Below are 25,034 nucleotides of genomic sequence, written 5' to 3'. Positions count from 1 at the left end.
CGCCCGGTTACATTTCGAACCCGGAAGCTAAGCCTTTCAGCGCCGATGGTACTGCAGGGGGGACCCTGTGGGAGAGTAGGACGCCGCCGAACAATTCTTCAGCTCCGGTCCCTGAACCTTTTGGTTCAGGGACCGGAGCTTTTTTGTTCGGTTGCTGCAGTGCCGCGTGTCACTTGGTGTTCACGTTGGGCCGCCAACATCCGGAGGCATGGGGACAAGTGGAACGCTTGAGTCGGCCGGTATCGGCACCGGTGACGAGGTCGTGGTGCCGGCGTTCGGGAACGCCGAGGTCACCGAGGCCGTCGTGCGTGCCGGAGCCGTACCGGTCTTCGCCGACATCGACCCGGACACCTACTGCCTCGACCCGGCCGCCGTGGCCGACGTGGTGAACTCCAGGACCGCCGCCGTCATCGCCGTCCATCGCTTCGGGCACCAGGCCGACCTGGGCCGCCTCCAGGCGCTGGGCGAGCGGCACGGCCTTCTTGTGCACATGACCGCGGAGCCCGGTGTGGCCCCGGCCGGCGCCGAGCGGCGCCGCGCGTACGCGACGTACCTCGCCGGGCGGCTCCGCGGCGTACGGACGCCCGTGGAGCACGCTGAGCACACGTACGAGCAGTACGTGGTGCGGATCCCCGGCAACGGCCGGCCGGACCGCGACGCCTTCGCGCGGACGCTGCGGGGCAAGGGCGTGGCCTGCCGGGTGCCCGTACCGGTTCCGGTGTACCGGATGCCGGAGTACCGGCGGGACCTGCTGCTGCCGCACACGGAGCGGGCGTGCGACGAGACGCTGGCGCTGCCCGTGGCCGAGTCGCTGACCCGTCGTGAATTGCAGCGGATGGTAAGTGCCTGCAATGCGCTCGGCGGGCTGCTGCAGCCGGCGTTCTGAGCCCGCCGGTAAACCCGGCGCGAGGTAATGGCGCCGGGTAATTCCGATTTATACGGAGAGGCCGGGAGAGGTCTGCCGGGCGTCCGGAGGCGATTCGAACCATCGTCTGTGATCGGGTATAGTTAAACCCGTCGACGCGCCCCAATAGCTCAGTCGGCAGAGCGTCTCCATGGTAAGGAGAAGGTCTACGGTTCGATTCCGTATTGGGGCTCTGGAGAAAAGGCCCCCGCCAGCAGGCGGGGGCCTTTTTCGTATGCAGATGTACCGATCCGCGCCCCGGGGATGTGCCCCGGGGCGCGGAGTTTCTACGGCAGCTTTCCTTCGTGCACGGCCTCCGGCACCCGCATGGCGAGGATGGCCATGTCGTCGGAGGCGGGTTCGGCGGCGAAGCGCTCGACGGCACGCAGGATGCGCGCGGCCACCGCGCCGGCGGTGAGGCCCGTACAGGTCGTCAGGACGTCGGCCAGGCCGTCGTCTCCGAGCATGCGGGTGCCCTCACGGCGCTCCGTGACGCCGTCGGTGACGCACAGCAGGACGTCGCCCGGGTCGAGCGTGACGGTCTGGGCGTACAGCTCCAGATCCTCCATGACGCCCAGCAGGGGCTGCGGTTCGGCGGCGGGCTCGACCGTGCCGTCCTGGCGGAGCCGCAGGGGCAGCGGGTGTCCCGCGCAGACGACCTTCAGGACGGCGCTGCCGTCGCGCTGCGGCCACAGCTCCCCGTAGAGGAGCGTGAGGAACCGGCTGCGTGCGCCCTCGTCGAGGATCGCGGCGTTGAGGCGTTCCAGGACGGCCGGGCCGCCGAAGCCCTCGCGGGCGAGCAGCCGGAGCGCGTGCCGGGCCAGGCCCGTGACGGCCGCGGCCTCGGGGCCGGTGCCGCAGACGTCGCCGATGGCGAAACCGTACGCGCCGTCCCGGATGGGGAAGAGGTCGTAGAAGTCGCCGCCGACCTCGTTGCCCTCGCCGGCCGCGCGGTAGATGACCTCGACCTCGACGCCGGGCACGTCCGGCAGCTCCGGCGGCAGCAGGCTGCGCTGGAGGGACTGGCTGATGGCGGTGCGCTCCGAGTACAGGCGCGCGTTGTCCAGGGCGAGCGCGGCCCGGCGGGAGAGGTCCTCGGCGAGTTCGAGGATCTCCTGGCGGAAGTGCTCCTCGGTGGGCTTGCCGAGGGTGAGCATGCCGATGACGCGGTTACGGGCGACGAGCGGCAGGACGACGGTCTCGCCGCCGACCGCCGATGCGGTGGCGAGCGTGGCGCCGGGGCCGCTGGACGGGCGCGCCGAGGCGCCCAGCCCGAGGCTGCGCAGTGAGGTGCGCAGTGCGGCGTCGTGCGCCGCGTCTCCCGGGGCGCTCCAGACGCGGGCTCCGGGGGTGGGCACCGGTTCCGGCGGCGGGACCTTCTGGAGCAGTGTTTTGAGGCCGTCGATGCGGTCTTCGTCCTCGTGCAGCACGAAGGAGAGCTCGGGCTCGGAGGCCTGGTCGGCGACGGTGTACACGGCGCACCAGGTGGCGAGCGTGGGGACCGTCATCTGGGCCATGAGGGCCAGCGTCTGATTGCGGTCCAGGGTGCCCGCGAGCAGGTCGGAGGCCTCGACGAGGAAGGAGAGCGAGCCGCGGCGCAGCCGTTCCAGCTCGGTGAGGCGGGCGCGTTCGACGGCCAGCGCGATGCGGTCGGCGGCGAACTGCAGGCGCAGCGCCTCTTCGTTGGTGTAGCGGCCCGGGGCCTCGGCGGCGACGCCGAGGGAGCCGGTGAGCCGGCCCTCGACCTTGAGGGGGACCGTGACGACGGAGCGCATGCCCGTACCGGAGAGCAGCGGTACGGCGCCCTGTACGGCGGTGAGGTCCTCGTGGACGGCGGGCATGCGTGCCGACCCGTAGCGGCCGCTGCCGGCCTCCACGGGGACGCGTGCGAAGCGCTGCCGTGCGGAGGGCAGCCCGGTGGAGGCGCGTACCTCCAGCTCGGTCTCGTCGTCGGTGGCCAGCAGGAGGTACGCGGCGTCGCCGTCGAGCATGTCGCGGGCGCGCTCGACCGTGCGCTGCAGCAGGCCGTCGAGGTCGTCGGGGGCAGGGGAGCCGATGAAGACCTCGAACGGGTCGGCGGGGCCGTGGCCCTCCGACTGCTGCCCGGAGGAGTCCGCGGGGGTGCGCGGCGGGCTCTGGAGCACGGCGCGCTCGTGGTCGCGTACGAGGAGGCAGACCGTGGAGGGCTCGCCGTCGGCGTCCCGTACGCGGAGGTGGGAGGCGTACACGGGGACGACGCGGCCGTCGGCACCCCTTATGCCGTACGAGCCCTCCCACCGGGAGAGCTGGAGGGCCTCGACGATGCCGGTGCCCGTGCCGGGGGTGTGCGGCCAGGCGGCGAAGTCGGTGAGAGGCTTGCCGATCACCTGTTCGGGCGCATAGGCGAAAAGATCCTGCGCGTCCTCGTTCCAGGAGCTGATGCAGCCCCCGCGGTCGATCTGGATGACGGCGACGCGGACCCGGTGCTCGGCGACGGGCAGGGCGTCCACGGGGAGCGCGGGACCGGCCGTACGGGTGCCGGCGGGCCGCTCCGGCAGGTCGAGCTGGAACCAGACGTGCTTCTGGGAGGCGGTGTACTCCACGCCCCAGCGGGTGGCCAGCGCGCCGCACAGCAGCAGCCCGCGGCCGCCCTCGCGGTCGGGGTGGGCGAGCGCCTGGCCGGCGCTCTGCACGGGCACCTCGCGCTCGGGGTAGCGGTCGGCGACCTCGACGCGGACGCCGGTATCGGTACGGAGGCAGAGCACGTCGGCCGCGGTACCGGCGTGCACGACGGCGTTGGTGACCAGCTCACTGGTGAGGACGACGGCGTCGTCGATGATGTCGCCGTGGCCCCAGCCCTGGAGGGTGTCGCGCACGAAAGCCCGGGCCGTGGCGACCGAACGCCCAACCGGCTCGAAGGTGGCAGCGGCCCGCGCGGTGATCACTGGTCTCCTCATGCGTGTGTCGGTGATCTGCTCCCCCATCATCGCGGCGCCCCTCCGAATGCCCGTCGTGCTCGCACCACCGCACCGGCAGTGCGGGTGGACAGCCGGAGCCCAGGGTACTTACCTTCGACGCCCGCATGGATGCCGGTCACGTGTGTTTCCCGCCCCGGGCTCGCCACGGACGGGTATGCGATGCTGCCGAACTGTTATGGCCTGGTTGGGCCATGGTGAAACACTGGGAAGGCTTCAAGAGAAGGCCCGGGTAGAACGGTCGACCCTGCGGGAGGGACACGGTGGAGTCTGGCGGAGCGGCGCGGGGTGCAAGCACGCGCGCGAAAGGCGGACGCTCCCGCAACAACGGGACGACCGAGGTGGACACGGCGGCGCTGAACCGCCTCCTGTCCGCTCTCGTGTCGATGCGGGACGGGAACTTCCGCAAGCGGCTGACCGTCTCCGGCGAGGGTGTCATGGCGGAGGTGGCGGCCGTTTTCAACGAGGTCGCCGACCGCAATCTGCACCTCACGGGCGAGCTGGCCCGGGTGCGACGGGTCGTGGGACGTGAGGGAAAGCTCACAGAACGGCTGGAGGTCGGAGCCTGTGAGGGCTCCTGGGCGGCCGCGATCGACGCCTCGAACGCGCTCGTGGACGATCTCGTCCGGCCGGTCTCCGAGGTGGGCAGGGTCCTCTCCGCCGTCTCCGAGGGCGACCTCGAACAGCGCATGGACCTGCGGACCCGCAGCAGCGACGGGACCACGGCGCATCCGCTGCGGGGCGAGTTCCTGAAGGTCGGCCGTACGGTCAACGGGCTGGTGGACCAGCTGTCGGCGTTCACCGACGAGGTGACCAGGGTCGCCAGCGAGGTCGGTACCGAGGGCAAGCTCGGCGGTCAGGCCCGGGTACGCGGAATGTCCGGTTCGTGGAAGGACCTGACGGATTCCGTCAACACGATGGCCTCGCGGCTCACCGCGCAGGTGCGTGACATTGCTCTCGTGACGACCGCGGTGGCCAAGGGTGACCTGTCGAGAAAGGTCACCGTCCACGTCGCGGGCGAGATGCTGGAGCTGAAGAACACCGTCAACACGATGGTGGACCAGCTCTCCTCCTTCGCCTCCGAGGTGACCCGGGTGGCCCGGGAGGTCGGTACGGAGGGCGAGCTGGGCGGCCAGGCCGGGGTGCCGGGCGTCGCGGGCGTCTGGAAGGACCTGACCGATTCGGTCAACCTGATGGCCGGCAACCTCACGGCCCAGGTGCGCGGGATCGCGCAGGTGACGACGGCTGTCGCGAACGGCGACCTCTCCCAGAAGGTCACGGTGAGCGCGCGCGGCGAGGTCGCGCAGCTGGCCGACACGATCAACACGATGACCGAGACGCTGCGCACGTTCGCCGACGAGGTGACGAGGGTGGCGAACGAGGTCGGCGCCGAGGGCCAGCTGGGTGGCCAGGCGCAGGTGCCGGGCGCGGCGGGCACGTGGAAGGACCTCACCGACTCGGTGAACAACGCCTTCCGTAACCTCACCGGTCAGGTGCGGGACATCGCGCAGGTCACGACGGCGGTGGCCAACGGTGATCTGTCGCAGAAGATCACGGTCGACGTCTCCGGCGAGATGCTCGAACTGAAGAACACCGTGAACACGATGGTGGACCAGCTGTCCTCCTTCGGTGCCGAGGTCACGAGGGTGGCCCGGGAGATCGGTGTCGAGGGTGAGCTGGGCGGCCAGGCGCAGGTGCCGGGCGCGGCCGGTACGTGGAAGGACCTCACCGACTCGGTGAACACGGCCTTCCGCAACCTCACCGGCCAGGTCCGGAACATCGCGCAGGTCACGACGGCCGTGGCCAACGGTGATCTGTCGCAGAAGGTCACCGTGGACGTCTCCGGCGAGATGCTCCAGCTGAAGAACACCGTGAACACGATGGTGGACCAGCTGTCCTCGTTCGCGGACCAGGTCACGCGGATGGCCAGGGACGTGGGTACGGAGGGCCGGCTGGGCGGTCAGGCCCAGGTTCCGGGTGTGAGCGGTACATGGAAGGAACTGACCGACTCCGTCAACTTCATGGCGGGGAACCTCACGTCCCAGGTGCGGCAGATCGCGCAGGTGACGACGGCGGTCGCGCGGGGTGACCTCTCCCAGAAGATCGACGTCGACGCGCGCGGCGAGATCCTGGAGCTGAAGAACACCATCAACACGATGGTCGACCAGCTCTCGGCGTTCGCCGAGCAGGTCACCCGGGTGGCCCGCGAGGTGGGTACGGACGGCCGGCTGGGCGGTCAGGCCCAGGTTCCGGGCGTGGCCGGGGTGTGGCGCGATCTGACCGATTCGGTGAACGGCATGGCCGGCAACCTCACCGCCCAGGTCCGCAACATCGCACAGGTCGCGACCGCGGTGGCCCGTGGTGACCTCTCCCAGAAGATCGACGTGGACGCCCGCGGCGAGATCCTGGAGCTGAAGAACACGCTGAACACGATGGTGGACCAGCTGTCCTCCTTCGCCGACCAGGTGACGCGGGTGGCCCGTGAGGTGGGCACCGAGGGCATCCTGGGCGGCCAGGCCGAGGTCCAGGGGGTGAGCGGTACCTGGAAGGACCTCACCCAGTCCGTGAACTTCATGGCGAACAACCTCACCTCCCAGGTGCGGAACATCGGCGAGGTGACGACCGCGGTGGCCCGCGGCGACCTCTCCAAGAAGATCACCGTCGACGCCAAGGGCGAGATCCTCGAACTGGTCACGACCGTCAACACGATGGTGGACCAGCTGTCGCTCTTCGCCGAGCAGGTGACGCGGGTCGCCCGTGAGGTGGGTACGGAGGGCCAGCTGGGCGGCCAGGCCCGGGTGCCGGGAGTCACCGGCATCTGGAAGGACCTCAGCGACAACGTGAACCTGATGGCCAACAACCTGACCATCCAGGTGCGGAACATCTCCCAGGTCTCCGCGGCGGTGGCCAACGGTGACCTGACCAAGAAGGTGACGGTCGAGGCGCGCGGCGAGGTCGCGACGCTCGCCGACACGGTGAACACCATGGTGACGACCCTGTCGTCGTTCGCCGACGAGGTGACACGGGTCGCCCGTGAGGTGGGCACCGACGGGATTCTGGGCGGCCAGGCGCGGGTGCCGGGCGTCGCCGGTACCTGGAAGGACCTCACGGAGTCGGTGAACTCCATGGCGTCCAACCTGACCGGCCAGGTGCGGAACATCGCGATGGTCACCACGGCCATCGCCAAGGGTGATCTGACCAAGAAGATCGACATCGACGCCCGGGGCGAGATCCTGGAGCTGAAGACGACGATCAACACGATGGTCGACCAGCTGTCGTCCTTCGCCGAGCAGGTCACCCGGGTGGCCCGCGAGGTGGGTACGGAAGGCCAGCTGGGCGGTCAGGCGCAGGTGCGCGGCGTGGCCGGCACCTGGAAGGACCTGACCGAATCGGTGAACGAGATGGCGGGCAACCTGACCCGTCAGGTGCGGGCGATCGCCGCCGTCGCCGCGGCGGTGACCCTCGGCGACCACAACGTCCGTATCGACGTGGACGCGGCCGGCGAGATCCTGGAGCTCCAGGACAACGTCAACACGATGATCGCCACGCTCCGCGAGACCACGCTGGCCAACGAGGAGCAGGACTGGCTGAAGGGCAACCTCGCCCGGATCTCCGGCCTGATGCAGGGCCGCCGCGACCTCAAGGACGTGGCCAAGCTGATCATGAGCGAGCTGTCGCCCGCGGTCTCCGCGCAGCACGGCGCGTTCTTCCTCGCGACGTCGGCCGACGACAACCAGGAGATCGGCGCGGACGGCGGCGAGGCGGGCGACTACGAGCTCCGGCTGACGGGCTCGTACGGCTATTCGATGGGTGCAATGCCCACCACCTTCGTTCCGGGCGAGACGCTCATCGGCACCGCGGCGGAGGAGAAGCGCACCATCCTGGTGGAGAACGTGCCCTCCGGATACCTGAAGATCTCCTCCGGTCTGGGCGAGGCACCGCCCGCCAACGTGATCGTGCTGCCGGTGCTCTTCGAGGACAAGGTGCTGGGCGTCATCGAGCTGGCCTCGTTCCAGCCGTTCACCCAGATCCAGAAGGACTTCCTCAGCCAGATCGCCGAGATGATCGCGACCAGCGTCAACACCATCTCCGTGAACACCAAGACCGAGATCCTGCTGAGCCAGTCGCAGGAGCTGACCGAGCAGCTCAAGGAGCGCTCGGCGGAGTTGGAGAGCCGGCAGCGCGCGCTGGAGCTGTCCAACTCCGAGCTGGAGGAGAAGGCGGAGCAGCTGCGCAAGCAGAACCGCGACATCGAGGTGAAGAACACCGAGATCGAAGAGGCCCGGCAGGTCCTGGAGGAGCGCGCCGAGCAGCTGGCGGTCTCGATGCGCTACAAGAGCGAGTTCCTCGCGAACATGTCGCACGAGCTGCGGACGCCGCTGAACTCCCTGCTGATTCTGGCCAAGCTGCTCGCGGACAACGCCGAGGGGAACCTCTCCCCGAAGCAGGTGGAGTTCGCCGAAACGATCCATGGCGCGGGCTCCGACCTGCTCCAGCTGATCAACGACATCCTGGACCTGTCCAAGGTCGAGGCGGGCAAGATGGACGTCAGCCCGACCCGCATCGCGCTGGTGCAGCTGGTGGACTACGTCGAGGCCACGTTCCGGCCGCTGACCGCGGAGAAGGGCCTGGACTTCTCCGTCCGGGTCTCCCCGGAGCTGCCCGCGACGCTGCACACCGACGAGCAGCGCCTCCTCCAGGTGCTGCGCAACCTGCTGTCCAACGCGGTGAAGTTCACCGACTCCGGCGCCGTGGAGCTGGTCATCCGGCCGGCCGGCACGGACGTCCCCGTGGCCATCCGCGAGCAGCTCCTGGAGCACGGCGCGCTGCGCGACCCGGATGCCGACATGATCGCCTTCTCCGTGACCGACACCGGCATCGGTATCGCGTCCAGCAAGATGCGGGTCATCTTCGAGGCGTTCAAGCAGGCCGACGGCACGACGAGCCGCAAGTACGGCGGTACGGGCCTGGGCCTCTCCATCAGCCGCGAGATCGCGCGGCTGCTGGGCGGCGAGATCCACGCCGCCAGTGAGCCGGGCCGCGGCTCGACGTTCACGCTGTACCTCCCGTACAACCCGGGCGGGCTGCCGCCGCAGGGCTACCCGCAGCTGGTCGCCGGCGGTTTCGCGATGGACGCCGAGGCACACGACGCGGAGATCGCCGAGCAGGAGGCGGCGAACAACGCGGCGCAGGAGGAGCAGCCGACCACCCCGGACGCCGCGGCCTCGGGCCTCAACCGGCGCCGCAGGCGCGGGCTTTCGGCGGCGCCGCAGCGCGCGGCCCTGCCCGGCCAGCCGGCGACCGCGCAGCCGCAGCCGGCGACCGAGGAACCGTGGCTGGGCAACGGTCAGGACCTGGTGGCGCCGTCCGGCGAAGACGACGGCTTCCACGGCGAGAAGGTGCTGATCGTCGACGACGACATCCGCAACGTCTTCGCGCTCACCAGCGTCCTGGAGCAGCACGGTCTGTCGGTGCTCTACGCCGAGAACGGCCGTGAGGGAATCGAGGTGCTGGAACAGCACGATGATGTGACAGTGGTGCTGATGGACATCATGATGCCGGAGATGGACGGCTACGCCACGACCGCGGCGATCCGCCGGATGCCGCAGTTCGCCGGTCTGCCGATCATCGCCCTGACCGCCAAGGCCATGAAGGGCGACCGGGAGAAGAGCATCGAGTCGGGGGCCTCGGACTACGTGACGAAGCCCGTGGACACCGATCATCTGCTCGCGGTCATGCGGCAATGGATGCGCGCGGAGTGACGGGGCGTGCGCAGAGAGACCGGATCTTGGCCCCTATGCTGACTCAGTGTGGTCGCGGACGTGTGGGAGCACGGTATTCGGGGAACCTTCTGGTCTCCTGCTGCGTTTCTGCTACGTGCACGGTGACATAGCGGTGACAGGGTGTGGCGACAGGCGGGGTGCGGCTACCATGACCGGCACAAGTACGGGCGGCATGACGGAGCCGTCCCCTGGGGCGGCGTCCGGTGGAGTGCCGGGGCGAGGAGGACGGGCCATGGTGCAGAAGGCCAAGATCCTCCTGGTCGATGACCGGCCGGAGAATCTGCTGGCGCTGGAGGCGATCCTCTCTGCGCTCGATCAGACGCTGGTGCGGGCATCGTCCGGGGAGGAAGCGCTCAAGGCGCTGCTCACCGACGATTTCGCGGTGATTCTGCTCGACGTGCAGATGCCGGGGATGGACGGGTTCGAGACGGCGGCGCACATCAAGCGGCGCGAGCGGACCCGGGACATCCCGATCATCTTCCTCACGGCGATCAACCACGGTCCGCACCACACCTTCCGCGGCTACGCGGCCGGTGCGGTCGACTACATCTCCAAGCCGTTCGACCCGTGGGTGCTGCGCGCCAAGGTCTCGGTGTTCGTCGAGCTGTACATGAAGAACGTCAAGCTGCGCGAGCAGGCGTCGCTGCTGCGGCTCCAGCTCGAAGGCGGTCAGCCGGCCGCCGGCGAGGACGCCAAGGAGGCCGCGGGGCTGCTCGCGGAACTCTCCGCGCGGCTCGCCGCGGTCGAGGAGCAGGCCGAGGCGCTGTCCAAACAGCTGGACGAGTCGGCGGACGCCGCCGCCGTGGCGACCGCCGCGCATCTGGAGCGGAAGCTGACCGGACTGCGCCGCGCGCTGGACGCCCTGGAGCCGGGCGCCGGCAACAGCGACACGCCGTCCGTACCGACGCAGAACTGACGCCGCGGGCCCGGCCGTACGGCATCGTCCCGGTGCCGTACGGAAGCTGACCCGGCAGCAGCTTCCGGTGCAGTCCCGGGTGTTGGGCCCGGGGCGGGCCAACCGCCCATATGGCGCGTTGGTTACGACACGAACGGGTGAAGGCCCGAGCGCCCGTGTCACCCCGGGGCGTCGCCTGTAACCTCGTCACCATGGCCTCACGTACGTCCGGCAAGGGTTCCCAGAGCACGGCGGGCCCCTCGAAGCAGCGCGCCGGGCGCCCCGGGGGCGCCGCCAAGAAGACCGCCGCGAAACCGCCCGCCGCCAAGAAGGCGGCGGCCAAGAAGGCGCCGCCGAAGAAGACGACGGCCGCGAAGAAGGCACCGGCGAAGAAGGCGGCGGCGAAGAAGCCCGCACCGTCTCCGACCGGAGGCGTCTACCGCGCGGTGCGCGCCCTCTGGCTGGGCCTCGCGCACGGCGTCGGCTGGTTCTTCCGCAGCATGGGGCGCAGCGCGAAGAACCTCGACCCCGCGCACCGCAAGGACGGCCTGGCGCTCGCCCTGCTGGGCCTCGGCCTGGTGATCGCGGCGGGCACCTGGGCCAACCTCCAGGGCCCGGTCGGGGACATCGTGGAGATGCTGGTCACCGGCGCGTTCGGCCGGCTCGACCTCCTCGTCCCGATACTGGTGGGCGGCATCGCCGCCCGCGTCTTCTTCCGCCCGGAGCAGCCGGAGGCCAACGGGCGGATCGTCATCGGACTCTCGGCACTGGTCGTCGGCGTGCTGGGCCAGGTCGCGATCGCGTGCGGTTCCCCCGACCAGAAGGACGTCGCCGGCGTGCGCGACGCCGGCGGCTACCTCGGCTGGGCGGTCTCCAAGCCGCTGCTCTTCATGGTGGGGCAGACGCTGTCGGTCGCCCTGCTGGTGCTGGTGACCGTCTTCGGGCTGCTCGTGGTCACCGCCACCCCGGTCACGGCCATCCCGCGGCGCTTCAAGGCGCTCGGTGTCCGGCTGGGCCTGCTGGAGACGTACGAGCCGGACGCCGACGCCTTCGCCGACGAGCCGGTGGCCGAGCCGGCCCGCAAGAGCCGCAGGAGCCGCCCGGAGGCCCTGGAGGGGTCCCCCGAGGCGGCGGAGGAGGCCGCCCTCGCCAAGCGCCGCAAGCCGCGCCGGGACGCCGTGGAGCCGGCCGACGGGCCGGAGCACGAGCACTCCCAGGACGCGGTGGACGTCGCCGCCGGGTACGCCGCCAACCTGGACGGCGCGGTGCTGCACGGCATCCAGCCCTCCCCGCTGGTGGCCGACCTCAGCAGCGGCATCAAGGGCGAGCGGGGCGAGTACGACGACTCCGGCGCGACGAAGGGCCTGCACACGTCCGTGCCGCCCGCGCGCGACGCCGAGCCCGCGCCGTCCTCCCCGTCCTCCTCCAGCGTTCCGGACTTCACCAAGAAGGCCCCGGAGCCCACCGGCGAGCTGCCGGCGCGCGCCGAGCAGCTCCAGCTCGCCGGCGACATCACGTACGCGCTGCCCTCGCTGGACCTCATGGAGCGCGGCGGGCCCGGCAAGACCCGCAGTGCCGCCAATGACGCGGTGGTCGAGTCGCTGAGCAAGGTGTTCCAGGAGTTCAAGGTGGACGCCGCGGTCACCGGCTTCACCCGCGGCCCGACCGTCACCCGTTACGAGATCGAGCTCGGCCCGGGCGTGAAGGTCGAGAAGATCACCGCGCTGGCGAAGAACATCGCGTACGCGGTGGCCAGCCCGGACGTGCGGATCATCAACCCGATCCCGGGCAAGTCCGCGGTCGGCATCGAGATCCCCAACAGCGACCGCGAGATGGTGAACCTCGGCGACGTGCTGCGGTCGGCGGACGCGGTGGGCGACGACCATCCGATGGTGGTCGGGCTCGGCAAGGACGTCGAGGGCGGCTACGTCTCGGCGAATCTCGCGAAGATGCCGCACGTGCTCGTCGCGGGCGCCACCGGCTCCGGCAAGTCCTCCTGCATCAACTGCCTGATCACGTCGATCATGGTCAGGGCCACGCCGGACGACGTACGGATGGTGCTGATCGACCCCAAGCGGGTCGAGCTGACCGCGTACGAGGGCATTCCGCACCTGATCACGCCGATCATCACCAACCCCAAGCGGGCCGCCGAGGCACTGCAGTGGGTGGTGCGCGAGATGGACCTGCGCTACGACGATCTCGCGGCATACGGGTACCGGCACATCGACGACTTCAATGAAGCGGTGCGCTCCGGCAAGGCCTCGGCCCCCGAGGGCAGCGAGCGCGAGCTGTCGCCGTATCCGTACCTGCTGGTGATCGTGGACGAGCTGGCGGACCTGATGATGGTGGCGCCGCGGGACGTGGAGGACTCCATCGTCCGCATCACCCAGCTGGCCCGTGCGGCCGGCATTCACCTGGTGCTGGCGACGCAGCGCCCGTCGGTGGACGTGGTCACCGGCCTGATCAAGGCGAACGTGCCCTCGCGGCTCGCCTTCGCGACGTCGTCGCTGGCGGACAGCCGGGTCATCCTCGACCAACCGGGTGCGGAGAAGCTCATCGGAAAGGGTGACAGCCTGTTCCTCCCGATGGGGGCGAGCAAGCCGACCCGTATGCAGGGCGCCTTCGTCCAGGAGGGCGAGGTCGCCGCGGTGGTCCGGCACTGCAAGGAGCAGATGGCTCCGGTCTTCCGCGAGGACGTCACGGTCGGGCAGAGCAAGAAGAAGGAGATCGACGAGGACATCGGCGACGACCTGGATCTGCTGTGTCAGGCCGCTGAGCTGGTCGTTTCCACCCAGTTCGGGTCCACGTCGATGCTGCAGCGCAAGCTGCGCGTGGGGTTCGCGAAGGCCGGGCGGCTGATGGACCTGATGGAGTCCAGGGGCATCGTGGGGCCCAGTGAGGGCTCCAAGGCGCGCGATGTTCTGGTGAAACCGGATGATTTGGAAGGAGTGCTCGCCGTCATTCGGGGGGAGGCTCACTGACAGGTCACTCGAAAGAGATCGCAAGCAACCGTTTCTTCTGCCCATACGTCAAGTTGAGGGAAGAGACGGCGCGATGCGCGACCGTTGGGCCCCCGGCCAGGTCCGGGGGGTATACCGATGGCGTACAAAGTCCGCTCTCCCGCTTGCCCGACCCTTTCGGTACACCCCTAGACTGAACATCCAGCAGGTGGCTACACGCTCGAAAGGCGCCCCCGTGTCCATCGGCAACTCCCCTGAAGACGACCGGCCTTCCGTCGGTCGAGTCCTCCAGCAGGCCCGCGTCGACGCCGGACTGACCGTCGACGAGATCAGTACGACCACGCGGGTGCGCATCCCCATCGTGCACGCGATCGAGCAGGAAGATTTCTCGCGTTGCGGCGGGGACGTGTACGCCCGTGGTCACATTCGAACGCTCGCGCGCGCAGTAGGGCTGGATCCGGCCCCGCTGATCGCTCAGTACGACGCCGAGCACGGCGGCCGGCCCGCACCGACCCCGGCGGCGCCGCTCTTCGAGGCGGAACGCATCCGTCCCGAGCCGCGCCGGCCCAACTGGACGGCGGCCATGGTCGCCGCCATCGTCGCCGTGGTCGGTTTCGTCGGCTTCACGCTGTTCAGCGACGGTGACCGGAGCCAGGAGGCCTCGGTCGCCGACGGAAATGTCGGCGAGAGTCCGACGGTCAAGCCGTCCCCGACCAAGACCAAGCCCGCAGACCCCAAGCCCGACCCCTCCGACAGCGCCATCGCCGGGCTGCCGAAGGACAAGGTGACCATCAAGATCACCGCCCGTGACGGACAGAGCTGGGTCTCCGCCAAGGACGCCAACGGCAAGCTCCTGGAGGACGGCCTGCTCCGCAAGGGCCAGTCCAAGACCTTCAGCGACAAGAAGCGGATCGATCTTGTCGTCGGCAACGCCGGTGCCGTGCAGCTGTACGTCAACGGCAAGGAGATCAAGGAAATCGGCGACAAGGGCTCCGTGGAGCGCCTGAGCTACACCCCGGGTGATCCGCAGGCAGGCTGACCGAGCGCCGGCCGCCTTTCGGGAAAACGCCCGCCGCCTCTCGGGGAGAGGCGGCGGGCGGCCGTCTGCAAGGGGCGCGCTGGCCGCGCGGGAACCCTCCCAGACATGTGGACGTCCGGGACGAAGTAGGCTGAGCCCCATGCCCGAACGCCGTACCGTCGCCCTTGTCACTCTTGGCTGCGCCCGTAACGAGGTGGACTCGGAGGAGCTCGCAGGCCGCCTGGCAGCGGACGGCTGGGAGCTCGTCGAGGAAGCCGCCGAAGCCGATGTCGCCGTCGTCAACACCTGTGGTTTCGTCGAGGCCGCCAAGAAGGACTCCGTCGACGCCCTGCTCGAAGCCAACGATCTGAAGGACCACGGCCGCACCCAGGCCGTCGTCGCCGTGGGCTGCATGGCCGAGCGGTACGGCAAGGAGCTGGCCGAGGCGCTGCCCGAGGCCGACGGCGTGCTCGGCTTCGACGACTACACCGACATCTCCGGCCGCCTGCAGACCATCCTGAGCGGCGGCAACGTCGAGGCCCACGCCCCCCGTGACCGGCGCAAGCTGCTGCCGATCAGCCCGGCCGAGCGCCAGACCGCCGACGTCGCGCTGCCCGGCCACGGCGACGCCCTCGCGTCCGCGCCCGCGGACCTGCCCGAGGGGGTCGCGCCCGCCTCCGGGCCGCGCGCCCCGCTGCGCCGCCGCCTGGGGAGCAACCCGGTGGCCTCGGTGAAGCTCGCCTCGGGCTGCGACCGCCGCTGCTCCTTCTGCGCCATCCCCTCCTTCCGCGGCTCCTTCATCTCGCGCCGCCCCTCGGACGTGCTGGGGGAGACCCGCTGGCTGGCCGAGCAGGGCGTGAAGGAGATCATGCTGGTCTCCGAGAACAACACCTCCTACGGCAAGGACCTCGGCGACATCCGGCTGCTGGAGACGCTGCTGCCCGAGCTGGCGGCGGTCGACGGCATCGAGCGCGTCCGGGTCAGCTACCTCCAGCCCGCCGAGATGCGCCCCGGCCTGATCGACGTGCTGACCGGTACGGACAAGGTCGCGCCCTACTTCGACCTGTCCTTCCAGCACTCCGCCCCCGGTGTGCTGCGCGCCATGCGCCGCTTCGGCGACACCGAGCGCTTCCTGGACCTGCTGGCGCAGATCCGTACGAAGGCCCCGCAGGCCGGTGCCCGCTCCAACTTCATCGTCGGCTTCCCCGGTGAGACCGAGGAGGACTTCGCCGAGCTGGAACGCTTCATCAGCGAGGCGAGACTCGACGCCATCGGCGTCTTCGGCTACTCCGACGAGGACGGCACCGAGGCGGCCGGCTACGAGGGCAAGCTCGACCCCGACGTGGTGGCCGAGCGCCTGGCGCACCTGTCCCGGCTGGCCGAGGAGCTGACCGCGCAGCGCGCCGAGGAGCGCCTGGGCGAGACCCTCACCGTCATGGTCGACCGGGTCGACGACGAGGACGGCGTGGTCGGCCGCGCCGCGCACCAGGCGCCGGAGACCGACGGCGTCACCCTGCTCACGGGCAGCCGGGACCTGGTCCCGGGTCGTATGGTCGAAGCGAAGGTGGTGGCGACCGAGGGCGTGGACCTCGTGGCGGAACCGCTGCCGCTCGGCGCCGAGCACGGCGCCGGCTGTCCCGAGGAGGCGGCCAGATGACCGGAATCCCGGCTTCCGCCACCGGCGCTTCCGCTGCTGGCGGCGCCGGCCGGCCGAAGACCGTCCGGCGGCAGCAGGCCGGGCTGTGGAACATCGCCAACATCCTCACGATGCTGCGGCTGGTCCTCGTGCCGGCGTTCGTGCTGCTCCTGATGCACGGCGACGGCTACGACCCCGCATGGCGCTCGTTCGCCTGGGCCGCGTTCGCCGTCGCCATGATCACCGACCTCTTCGACGGACATCTGGCGCGCGCGTACGACCTGGTCACCGACTTCGGGAAGATCGCCGACCCGATAGCCGACAAGGCGATCATGGGCGCCGCGCTGATCTGTCTGTCGATCCTGGGCGACCTGCCCTGGTGGGTCACCGGAGTGATCCTCTTCCGGGAGCTCGGCATCACCGTGATGCGCTTCTGGGTGATCAGGCACGGGGTCATCCCGGCGAGCCGCGGCGGCAAGATGAAGACGCTCGCGCAGGGGACCGCGGTCGGGATGTACGTCCTCGTGCTCACCGGCCCGCTGGCCACCCTGCGCTGGTGGGTGATGGCGGTGGCCGTGGTGCTGACCGTCGTCACGGGCCTGGACTACGTGAAGCAGGCCGTCGTCCTGCGGCGGGCCGGGCTGGCGAAGTCGCGCGAGGCCCTGCGGGAGCGGTCCGGCGAGACGGCCTCCGGCCGGGGGCCGGCACGGTGAACGGTGGTATGGAGGCTGCGCACGGGTCCCAGGAGGGCGCTGGGGCGGGCGCTGAGGCCCCCGTGGCGGCTCCGGGGCACCCCGGCGCCGCCGGCGGCCCGCGGGGCGCTGCACAGGCGCTGGCGGCCTTGGCCGAGCGCGGGCAGACCCTGGCGGTGGCCGAATCCCTCACCGGTGGCCTGGTCGCCGGTGCGCTGACCGCGGTTCCTGGCGCCTCGCGGTGCTTCCGGGGCTCGGTCACGGCGTACGCGACGGAACTGAAGAGCCTCGTACTGGGTGTGGACGGTGCGCTTCTGGCCACCCGTGGTGCGGTGGACGCGGAGGTCGCCCGGCAAATGGCGCAGGGCGTGCGACGCGTGCTCGGCGCCGACTGGGGTATTGCCACCACAGGGGTCGCCGGCCCCGACCCACAGGACGGGCAGCCGGTCGGCACGGTCTACGTCGCGGCCACCGGGCCCGGCGGTGAGGGAAAAGTGCGCCGACTGGCGCTGGACGGCGATCGCGACCGGATCCGTCGGGACAGCGTCACCGCAGCAGTGGATCTGCTGTTGAGCGAACTGACAGAAAATGCGCGGGCAAAGGATACGGAACATCACGGGGGTATCTGATGTTTACAGCCCTGAGTGAACACGAACTCGCTCCCGGCACGGCTGAGGCCCGAGGCGGTACGGTGGGGCGAGATGGATCCGGATCCGAGGTCCGAGGAGGGAGCCAGCGATGATTCTGCTCCGTCGCCTGCTGGGTGACGTGCTGCGCCGACAGCGTCAGCGTCAAGGCCGCACCCTGCGCGAGGTCTCCTCCTCCGCCCGGGTGTCGCTCGGCTACTTGTCCGAGGTCGAGAGGGGACAGAAGGAGGCTTCCTCCGAACTGCTCTCGGCGATCTGTGACGCGCTGGACGTACGGATGTCCGAGCTGATGCGGGAGGTCAGCGACGAGCTGGCGCTCGCGGAGCTGGCACAGTCCGCGGCCGCGAGCGAGCCGGTGCCGACGCCGGTGCGGCCCACGTTCAACGCGGTGTCCGTCGCTTCGCTGACGGGCGTCCCGGAAGAGCGCGTGACGATCAAGGCTCCGGCGGAGGCCGTGGATGTCGTAGCGGCCTGACCGTTCGGTTCGATGCATGAAGAAGACCCTGGAGGGCACCCGCCCTCCAGGGTCTTCGCGTTGCTCTTGTGACGCGAAGGGCCTGTTGCCCCGAACTGCGGCATTTCCTGCGGTGAGGCATCGTTTATACGAAGGTCAACCGGCCATACGAAGGTCAGAAGGACCTTTCGCTCTGATACAGGGAGTAAATGCATGCCTGTCGTCAACAGCACGCTGTCCGAGAGCGACCGCAAGACGGTCGGCGACGCGCTCCAGGGCGCCCTGGTCGACCTCGTCGACCTGTCGCTCATCGCCAAGCAGGTCCACTGGAACGTCGTCGGTCCGCGCTTCCGGTCCGTCCACCTCCAGCTCGACGACGTCGTCGCGAGCGCCCGCGGCCATGCTGACACGGTCGCCGAGCGTGCCTCCGCGATCGGCGTGAACCCCGACGGCCGCGCCGAGACGATCGCGAAGACCAGCGGCGCCGGCACCGTCGAGGCCGGCTGGATCAAGGACAACGACGCGGTGGGTGCCCTCGTACGGTCCCTGGGCTCCGTCATCGAGCGGATGCGGGAGCGCATCGCCGTGACCGACGAGCCGGATCCGGTCACCCAGGACATCCTCATCGGGCTCACCGCCGACCTCGAGAAGCACCACTGGATGTTCCAGGCCGAGGCGGCCTGAGGCGCAACAGCGGCGGACCGACCGTTTCCGGCGCATCCTGCCGGAGCCCGATCGCGGCCTGATGGCCGCTGTCGGGCTCTGAGCGGGGCCCGACCGATCCGAGAACGGTTTCGTCCGACCGCGTGTCGCGCATTGCGGAACGCGCCGTTCGTGCCCCAGTGCGCCCTCCCGCCCCACCTTCATGGCCGACTACTGTCGACCGGAGGAGGCAGTCATGGCACGGCGCGGCTTCTTCTCCCGGCACCCGGTCCGGGGCACGGGTGCTGGAGCGCCCGGCACACCGGGTCGCGGCTCGGTGGGGGCGCCGGGCAGCGGCCTGATGGGGGCATCGGACCACGGGCCGGTGGAACTGCTGTGTTCGGCGCCCGGTCGCCGGCTCGCCGCGCTTCTCCTCGGGGGGCTGTGGTGGTGGGCCGTGCTGAGAGTGCTCTTCTGGCCCGAGGGCGCCGGGGTGGTGGAAGGTGCGATGGCCGCGGGCGGCTGGGGTCTCAGCCTGCTGCCGGTGCACTGCGTACCGCGCCGGACGCGCTCGGGTGGCGGCCGCGTGGGAGCGGTCGGCTGGCGCCGCCGCAGTGGCTGCGTGGGGACTCCGGGTACCCCCGCCGTCACGGACCGGGTCGTCAGGGCATGGAGGTACCGCCGTTGGGGCGGCGGTACCGACCGTTCGTGAAGCCCGTTCCTCCGGTCCGAGCTTCGCGCCGGGAATCCGCCGGCCGCGGTGGTCGGCCCGTGAGGGCGCCCGTACAGCAGGGAACTCGTACCCCGGATGCCGTACCCGAAGGCCGTGTCAGCCGCCCGCCTCGGTGGCCGGTTCCGGCTGGCAGCGGGGGCACCAGTAGGTGACCCGGGCCTGCGGCGCGGGCCCCTGGTCGGCGACCCGGACCGGAGTCCCGCAGCGCAGACAGGGGCGGTCGGCGCGTCCGTAGACCCAGAGGCGGCGGTCCGGGCGCGCGCTCGGCGTCGTCGTACGGGCCGGGCGCCGCTTGTTCGCCTCCAGCAGCCGTTTCGCCAGCGTGATCGCCCGCTCCGGCCGCGGCAGTGCGCCCACAGGCAGCCAGGGTGAAGCGCGCAGCAGGAAGCACAGCTCGCATTTGAAGACATTGCCGATGCCGGCCAGATTGCGCTGGTCCAGCAGCGCTTCCCCGAGCGTCCGGGCCGGGTCTGCCAGCAGCCGCCGCAGCGCCTCGTCCGCGTCCCAGTCGGGCCCCAGCAGGTCCGGCCCCAGATGGCCGACGGCGTTCTCCTCGTCAACGGTGCGCAGCAGCTCCAGTACGGGGAGGCGGTAGCCCACGGCGGTGCGTTCCGCCGTGGCCAGTACCGCGCGGATCTGGTGGTCGGGGCCGCCGCGCCAGCGCTCGCCCGCCGCGTACACCCGCCAGGCGCCGTCCATCCGCAGATGCGAGTGGAGCGTCAGCCCGCCCTCGATACGGGTCAGCAAATGCTTTCCGCGCGGCACCACCTCCAGCACCGAGCGCCCGGCGAGGTCCGTCGTGGCCAGCTTCGGCACACGCAGGTCCGTACGGGTCAGCAGCCGCCCGCCCAGCGCCTTGTGCAGCTCGGCGGCGGCCCGCCAGACCGTGTCACCTTCGGGCATGGCTCCATCATGCCCTGCGTGGCCTGCGGGCAGAGCGCGGTCCGGGCCACCTCGGCCGCGCCGTTGCCGCACTCATGTCCGCAGGCGCAGCCCCCTCGGTGTCGCGTGGAAGCCCGCGTGCTCCAGCTCGGCGGCCAGCGGTGAGGTGAGGGCGGACGAGCCGTTGATCCGCTCGACGGTCAGCGCGCCCACGAAGCCGTTCCGTACGGCTGCCGCCAGCGCCTCCAGGGCCAGGCGCACCCGGGTGCCGCCTTCCTCGGCCTGCCAGGCCAGCAGCGTCTTGCCGCCGCGCTCCATGTAGACCGCCAGCTCGCCGTCGACCACGACGACCAGCGAACCCGCCTTGCGGCCGGGCTTGTGGGACGAGCCCTCCGGCGGCTCGGGCCAGGGCAGCGCCGCGCCGTACGCGTTGGCCGGGTCCGCGGCGGCCAGCACGACGGCGCGCGGGGTGCCGCCGCGGGCCGGCCCGGCCGGCTGCCAGGAGCCGCCGGGCGCGGTCTCCTCGGCCGTACGGTCCCGGCTCGTACTGACCGCGCGCAGCCGGTCCACCGCGCCGTCCATCGCGAACTGCGCCGCGCCCAATCCCTCCACGACGTACCCGCGGCGGGCCTGACCGGTCTCCTCGAAGGCGGCCAGCACGCGGTACGCGGCGGAGAAGCCGCCCTCGACCCCTTCGGCGGCCACCGCGCCGCGGGTGACGATGCCGTGCCGGTCCAGGAGGGTGTGGGCCAGGGCGTGCGCGCGGTGGGTGGGCTCCGGTTCCAGGGCGGGAAGCAGCGACCAGCGGCCGGCGACCGTGGGCGGACCGGACCGGGAGGCGGTGGGCCGGCCCGTCCGGCCGGTGGCGGCGGTGAGGCTGCCGTACCGGCCGCGCGGCGTGGCCCGGCGGGCGCGGTGCGCCGTGGCGCCGGCCGTACGGCCCGAGCCGAGCAGCGCGCGCAGCGGCGCGAGGGTGTCGTTGGTCAGCCGCCCGGACCAGGCCAGGTCCCACAGCGCGTCGGCCAGTTGCGGATCGGTGGCCTCCGGGTGCGTCGTGGCCCGCACCTGGTCCGCGATCTGACGGAAGAACAGGCCGTACCCGGGGGCGAGGGCGTCCAGCACCGATTGGTGCAGCGGCGTCACCTCGAAGGGGTGCGGCTGCGGCAGGAGGAGCGGCGCGGTGTCGGCCGGGTACAGGGCGATCCAGCCGTCCTTGCCGGGCAGCGCGCCGGCGCCCGCCCACAGCACCTCGCCCGTGGAGGTCAGTTCGTCCAGCAGGGCGGGGGAGTAGCCCGACACCCGGGACGGCAGGACGAGCCGCTCCAGGGCCGAGGCCGGCACCGGCGCGCCCTGCAACTGCTCCACGGCGCGCAGGAGCCCGTCGATGCCGCGCAGTCCCTGCCCGCCGACGCTCTGCCACTGCGGCAGGAAGGCGGCGAGCGCGGGCGGCGGCACCGGCTCCAGTTCGTGCCGCAGCGCGGCCAGCGAGCGGCGCCGCAGCCGCCGCAGCACCTGGGCGTCGCACCACTCCTGATGCACCCCGGACGGCGCGAATTCGCCCTGCACGACCCGGCCGGCCGCGGCGAGACGGTGCAGTGCCCCGTCGGTGACGGCCGTGCCGAGGCCGAAGCGGGCGGCGGCCTGCTCGGAGGTGAAGGGGCCGTGGGTGCGCGCGTACCGGGACAGCAGGTCGCCCAGCGGGTCCTTGACCGGCTCGGTGAAGGACTCGGGGACGCCTACGGGCAGCGCCGTGCCCAGCGCGTCACGGAGCCGTCCGGCGTCCTCGACCGCGGCCCAGTGGTCGGCGCCCGCGATGCGTACCCGGATGGCGCGGCGGGCGGCCGCCAGCTCTTCGGCCCATGCGGGGTCGGCGCCGCGCTCGGCCAGCTCGGCGCCGGTCAGCGGGCCGAGGAGGCGCAGCACGTCGGCGAGGCCCTCGGCGTCCTTGACCTTGCGGTCGTCGGTCAGCCACTGCAGCTCGCGCTCCAGGTCGGCGAGGACCTCCGGGTCCAGCAGTTCGCGCAGGTCGGCCTGGCCGAGCAGTTCGGCGAGCAGCCGGGAGTCCAGGGAGAGCGCGGCCGCCCGGCGCTCGGCGAGCGGCGAGTCGCCCTCGTACAGGAACTGCGCGACGTACCCGAAGAGCAGCGAACGGGCGAACGGCGACGGCTCCTGGGTGGTCACCTCGACCAGCCGGACGCGGCGCGACTCGATGTCCCCCATCAGCTCGGCCAGGCCGGGCACGTCGAACACGTCCTGAAGGCACTCGCGGATGGCTTCGAGGACGATCGGGAAGGACCCGAACTCGCTCGCCACCTGGAGGAGCTGCGCGGCGCGCTGCCGCTGCTGCCACAGGGGCGTGCGTCTGCCCGGGTTGCGGCGGGGCAGCAGCAGCGCGCGGGCCGCGCACTCGCGGAAGCGCGCGGCGAACAGCGCCGAGCCGCCGACCTCGTCGGTCACCACCTGGTCGACCTCGCCCTTGTCGAAGACGACGTCGGCGGCGCCCACCGGGGACTGGTCGGGGTCGAACTCGGCGCCCGCGGCGTCCGGATCGGTGTCCAGCAGGTCCAGGCCCATCAGGTCGGCGTCCGGCAGCCGCAGCACGATGCCGTCGTCGGCGTGCATGACCTGCGCGTCCATGCCGTACCGCTCGGCGAGCCGGGCACCGAGCGCCAGCGCCCAGGGGGCGTGCACCTGGGCGCCGAACGGTGAGTGCACCACCACCCGCCAGTCGCCCAGCTCGTCCCGGAAGCGCTCGACGACGATCGTGCGGTCGTCGGGGACGTGGCCGCAGGCCTCGCGCTGCTCGGTGAGGTAGCTCAGGACGTTGCCCGCCGCCCAGTCGTCCAGCCCGGCGGCGGACAGCCGGCTCCGGGCCGCCTCGGGCTCCAGCGCGCCGACCTCCCGGAGGAAAGCGCCGAGCGCCCGGCCCAGTTCGAGCGGGCGGCCGAGCTGGTCGCCCTTCCAGAAGGGCAGCCGGCCGGGCACACCGGGGGCGGGCGACACCAGCACCCGGTCCCGGGTGATGTCCTCGATGCGCCAGGAGGTCGTACCCAGCGTGAAGACGTCGCCGACCCGCGACTCGTAGACCATCTCCTCGTCCAGCTCCCCGACGCGGCCGCCGCCCTTCTTGGGGTCGGCGCCGGCCAGGAACACCCCGAAGAGGCCGCGGTCGGGGATCGTGCCGCCGGAGGTGACGGCCAGCCGCTGGGCGCCGGGCCGTCCCGTGACGGTGTTCGCCACCCGGTCCCACACGATGCGCGGCCGCAGCTCCGCGAACGCGTCCGAGGGGTAGCGCCCCGCCAGCATGTCCAGCACGCCGCTGTACGCCGACTCCGGGAGCCCGGCGAACGGCGCGGCCCGCCGCACCACCGTCAGCAGCTCCTCGACGTCCCAGGCGTCCATCGACACCATCGCGACCAGCTGCTGGGCCAGTACGTCCAGCGGGTTGGCCGGGACGCGCAGCGCCTCGATGGCCCCCTCGCGCATCCGTTCCGTGACCACCGCGGCCTGCACCAGGTCGCCGCGGTACTTCGGGAAGACCACGCCGGTGGAGACCGCGCCCACCTGATGGCCGGCGCGGCCCACCCGCTGCAGCCCGGAGGCGACCGACGGCGGCGACTCCACCTGGACCACCAGGTCCACCGCGCCCATGTCGATGCCCAGCTCCAGGCTGGAGGTGGCCACCACGGCCGGCAGCCGGCCCGCCTTGAGGTCCTCCTCGACCTGCGCGCGCTGCTCCTTGGAGACCGAGCCGTGGTGGGCCCTGGCCAGCAGCGCGGGCGCCCCCCTGGCGCCGCCGGACTGGGCCATCAGCTCGGCGGGGGAGTGGTCCTCCGGCATCGGCTCGCCCGTGGCACGCTCGTACGCGATCTCGTTCAGGCGGTTGCAGAGCCGCTCCGCCAGGCGCCGCGAGTTCGCGAAGACGATCGTCGAACGATGCGCCTGTACGAGGTCGGCGATGCGCTCCTCGACGTGCGGCCAGATGGACGGCTTGTCACCGCCGGAGTCGCCGGTCTCGGGCCCGGTCTCCTTCACGGGCGAGCCGCCCAGCTCCCCGAGGTCCTCGACGGGCACCACGACCGAGAGGTCGAACTCCTTGCCCGAGGCCGGCTGCACGATCTCCACCCGGCGGCGCGGCGACAGGTAACGCGCGACCTCCTCCACGGGCCGGACCGTCGCCGACAGGCCGATGCGGCGGGCCGGGCGGGGCAGCAGCTCGTCCAGGCGCTCCAGGGACAGCGCCAGATGCGCGCCGCGCTTCGTGCCGGCGACGGCGTGCACCTCGTCCAGGATGACCGTCTCCACGCCCGCCAGCGCGTCCCGCGCCTGGGAGGTCAGCATAAGGAACAGCGACTCGGGGGTGGTGATCAGGATGTCCGGCGGGCGGTTGGCGATCGAGCGGCGCTCGGCCGCCGGGGTGTCGCCGGAGCGGATGCCGACCCGGATGTCCGGCTCGGGCAGTCCGAGCCGCACGGACTCCTGGCGGATGCCGGTCAGCGGGGAGCGCAGATTCCGCTCGACGTCGACCGCGAGGGCCTTGAGCGGCGAGACGTACAGCACCCGGCAGCGCTTCTTGGGCTCGGCGGGCGGGGGCGTGCTCGCGAGGGAGTCCAGGGAGGCGAGGAAGGCTGCGAGGGTCTTGCCGGAGCCGGTCGGCGCGACGACCAGGACGTCGGAGCCCTCGCCGATGGCGCGCCAGGCACCGTCCTGAGCTGCGGTGGGCGCGTGAAAGGCCCCCGTGAACCAGCCTCTGGTCGCGGGGGAGAACGAATCGAGCGCGGTCCTCGCCATGACCCCATCGTGCCTCGGACCACTGACAACGGTCGGCCGACGA

14 protein-coding genes, 1 tRNA gene and 1 rRNA gene are annotated in these 25,034 nt (G+C 71.4%); 13 read left to right on the top strand and 3 right to left on the bottom strand.

What is annotated here, in order from left to right; all coding sequences use genetic code 11:
- From rrf to ACIGQF_RS28370, 3 genes are all read left to right on the top strand, one after another.
- Window positions 1–92: ribosomal RNA gene (gene rrf, locus ACIGQF_RS28380) — 5S ribosomal RNA — on the top strand; the annotation flags it as partial.
- 116 nt (window positions 93–208) lie between these two features.
- Entirely contained in the window at window positions 209–886 is a 678-nt protein-coding gene (locus tag ACIGQF_RS28375; RefSeq protein ID WP_399715739.1) for a DegT/DnrJ/EryC1/StrS family aminotransferase, read from the top strand.
- A gap of 138 nt (window positions 887–1,024) precedes the next feature.
- Window positions 1,025–1,097, top strand: a tRNA-Thr gene (locus ACIGQF_RS28370).
- 94 nt (window positions 1,098–1,191) lie between these two features.
- Here the strand turns inward: ACIGQF_RS28370 and ACIGQF_RS28365 are convergent.
- Window positions 1,192–3,840 carry a SpoIIE family protein phosphatase gene (locus ACIGQF_RS28365; RefSeq protein WP_399715736.1) on the bottom strand — a complete coding sequence of 883 codons (2,649 nt, stop codon included), beginning with the start codon at window positions 3,838–3,840 and terminating at the stop codon, window positions 1,192–1,194.
- 281 nt (window positions 3,841–4,121) lie between these two features.
- On the opposite strand from ACIGQF_RS28365, the gene ACIGQF_RS28360 reads away from it, so the two are divergent.
- From ACIGQF_RS28360 to ACIGQF_RS28315, 10 genes are all read left to right on the top strand, one after another.
- Complete coding sequence (locus ACIGQF_RS28360) at window positions 4,122–9,620, top strand: HAMP domain-containing protein (RefSeq protein ID WP_399715733.1); 5,499 nt, start codon at window positions 4,122–4,124, stop codon at window positions 9,618–9,620.
- A gap of 253 nt (window positions 9,621–9,873) precedes the next feature.
- Window positions 9,874–10,557 carry a response regulator gene (locus ACIGQF_RS28355; protein ID WP_361563119.1) on the top strand — a complete coding sequence of 228 codons (684 nt, stop codon included), beginning with the start codon at window positions 9,874–9,876 and terminating at the stop codon, window positions 10,555–10,557.
- Between the two features lie 191 nt (window positions 10,558–10,748).
- Window positions 10,749–13,517: a DNA translocase FtsK gene (locus ACIGQF_RS28350; RefSeq protein WP_399715731.1), complete on the top strand. Its 2,769-nt coding sequence runs from the start codon at window positions 10,749–10,751 to the stop codon at window positions 13,515–13,517.
- A 214-nt stretch (window positions 13,518–13,731) separates the two neighbouring features.
- Window positions 13,732–14,535 carry a RodZ domain-containing protein gene (locus ACIGQF_RS28345; protein ID WP_361563116.1) on the top strand — a complete coding sequence of 268 codons (804 nt, stop codon included), beginning with the start codon at window positions 13,732–13,734 and terminating at the stop codon, window positions 14,533–14,535.
- Window positions 14,536–14,674: 139 nt separating this feature from the next.
- Entirely contained in the window at window positions 14,675–16,171 is a 1,497-nt protein-coding gene (rimO, locus tag ACIGQF_RS28340) for a 30S ribosomal protein S12 methylthiotransferase RimO (RefSeq protein WP_399715728.1), read from the top strand.
- Window positions 16,168–16,863, top strand: a complete 696-nt coding sequence (gene pgsA, locus ACIGQF_RS28335) for a CDP-diacylglycerol--glycerol-3-phosphate 3-phosphatidyltransferase (RefSeq protein ID WP_399715725.1) — start codon at window positions 16,168–16,170, stop codon at window positions 16,861–16,863. Before rimO ends, pgsA begins: the two co-directional genes overlap by 4 nt.
- Window positions 16,864–16,991: 128 nt before the next feature.
- Window positions 16,992–17,471, top strand: coding sequence for a CinA family protein (locus tag ACIGQF_RS28330; protein ID WP_399715722.1), 480 nt, complete (start codon window positions 16,992–16,994; stop codon window positions 17,469–17,471).
- A 109-nt stretch (window positions 17,472–17,580) separates the two neighbouring features.
- Complete coding sequence (locus tag ACIGQF_RS28325) at window positions 17,581–17,964, top strand: helix-turn-helix transcriptional regulator (RefSeq protein ID WP_361563111.1); 384 nt, start codon at window positions 17,581–17,583, stop codon at window positions 17,962–17,964.
- A 192-nt stretch (window positions 17,965–18,156) separates the two neighbouring features.
- Window positions 18,157–18,627: a Dps family protein gene (locus tag ACIGQF_RS28320; protein WP_399715719.1), complete on the top strand. Its 471-nt coding sequence runs from the start codon at window positions 18,157–18,159 to the stop codon at window positions 18,625–18,627.
- Window positions 18,628–18,946: 319 nt separating this feature from the next.
- The gene (locus ACIGQF_RS28315; RefSeq protein ID WP_399715778.1) at window positions 18,947–19,297 is read left to right on the top strand and encodes a hypothetical protein; all 351 of its coding nucleotides are present in this window, start codon (window positions 18,947–18,949) and stop codon (window positions 19,295–19,297) included.
- A gap of 117 nt (window positions 19,298–19,414) precedes the next feature.
- Here ACIGQF_RS28315 and ACIGQF_RS28310 read toward each other — a convergent pair whose 3' ends face one another.
- Complete coding sequence (locus tag ACIGQF_RS28310; protein WP_399715717.1) at window positions 19,415–20,221, bottom strand: Fpg/Nei family DNA glycosylase; 807 nt, start codon at window positions 20,219–20,221, stop codon at window positions 19,415–19,417.
- Window positions 20,222–20,293: 72 nt separating this feature from the next.
- The gene (locus ACIGQF_RS28305; protein ID WP_399715715.1) at window positions 20,294–24,991 is read right to left on the bottom strand and encodes an ATP-dependent helicase; all 4,698 of its coding nucleotides are present in this window, start codon (window positions 24,989–24,991) and stop codon (window positions 20,294–20,296) included.
- Between the last annotated feature and the right edge of the window lie 43 nt (window positions 24,992–25,034).

Origin of the sequence: Streptomyces sp. NPDC053560, assembly GCF_044544605.1 — a bacterium.
Lineage (GTDB): Bacteria > Actinomycetota > Actinomycetes > Streptomycetales > Streptomycetaceae > Streptomyces.
The sequence above is the reverse complement of the archived record's forward strand: the minus strand, read 5'-3'. Positions and strand labels throughout refer to the sequence as shown.

Excerpts from the sequence above, each read along its gene's own strand:
- ACIGQF_RS28320 (WP_399715719.1), top strand. The coding sequence starts at position 18,157 with ATGCCTGTCGTCAACAGCACGCTGTCCGAGAGCGACCGCAAGACGGTC.
- ACIGQF_RS28350 (WP_399715731.1), top strand. The coding sequence starts at position 10,749 with ATGGCCTCACGTACGTCCGGCAAGGGTTCCCAGAGCACGGCGGGCCCC.
- ACIGQF_RS28365 (WP_399715736.1), bottom strand. The coding sequence starts at position 3,840 with ATGAGGAGACCAGTGATCACCGCGCGGGCCGCTGCCACCTTCGAGCCG.
- ACIGQF_RS28325 (WP_361563111.1), top strand. The coding sequence starts at position 17,581 with ATGATTCTGCTCCGTCGCCTGCTGGGTGACGTGCTGCGCCGACAGCGT.
- ACIGQF_RS28310 (WP_399715717.1), bottom strand. The coding sequence starts at position 20,221 with ATGCCCGAAGGTGACACGGTCTGGCGGGCCGCCGCCGAGCTGCACAAG.
- ACIGQF_RS28315 (WP_399715778.1), top strand. The coding sequence starts at position 18,947 with ATGGGGGCATCGGACCACGGGCCGGTGGAACTGCTGTGTTCGGCGCCC.
- ACIGQF_RS28375 (WP_399715739.1), top strand. The coding sequence starts at position 209 with ATGGGGACAAGTGGAACGCTTGAGTCGGCCGGTATCGGCACCGGTGAC.
- pgsA (WP_399715725.1), top strand. The coding sequence starts at position 16,168 with ATGACCGGAATCCCGGCTTCCGCCACCGGCGCTTCCGCTGCTGGCGGC.
- ACIGQF_RS28305 (WP_399715715.1), bottom strand. The coding sequence starts at position 24,991 with ATGGCGAGGACCGCGCTCGATTCGTTCTCCCCCGCGACCAGAGGCTGG.
- rimO (WP_399715728.1), top strand. The coding sequence starts at position 14,675 with ATGCCCGAACGCCGTACCGTCGCCCTTGTCACTCTTGGCTGCGCCCGT.
- ACIGQF_RS28355 (WP_361563119.1), top strand. The coding sequence starts at position 9,874 with ATGGTGCAGAAGGCCAAGATCCTCCTGGTCGATGACCGGCCGGAGAAT.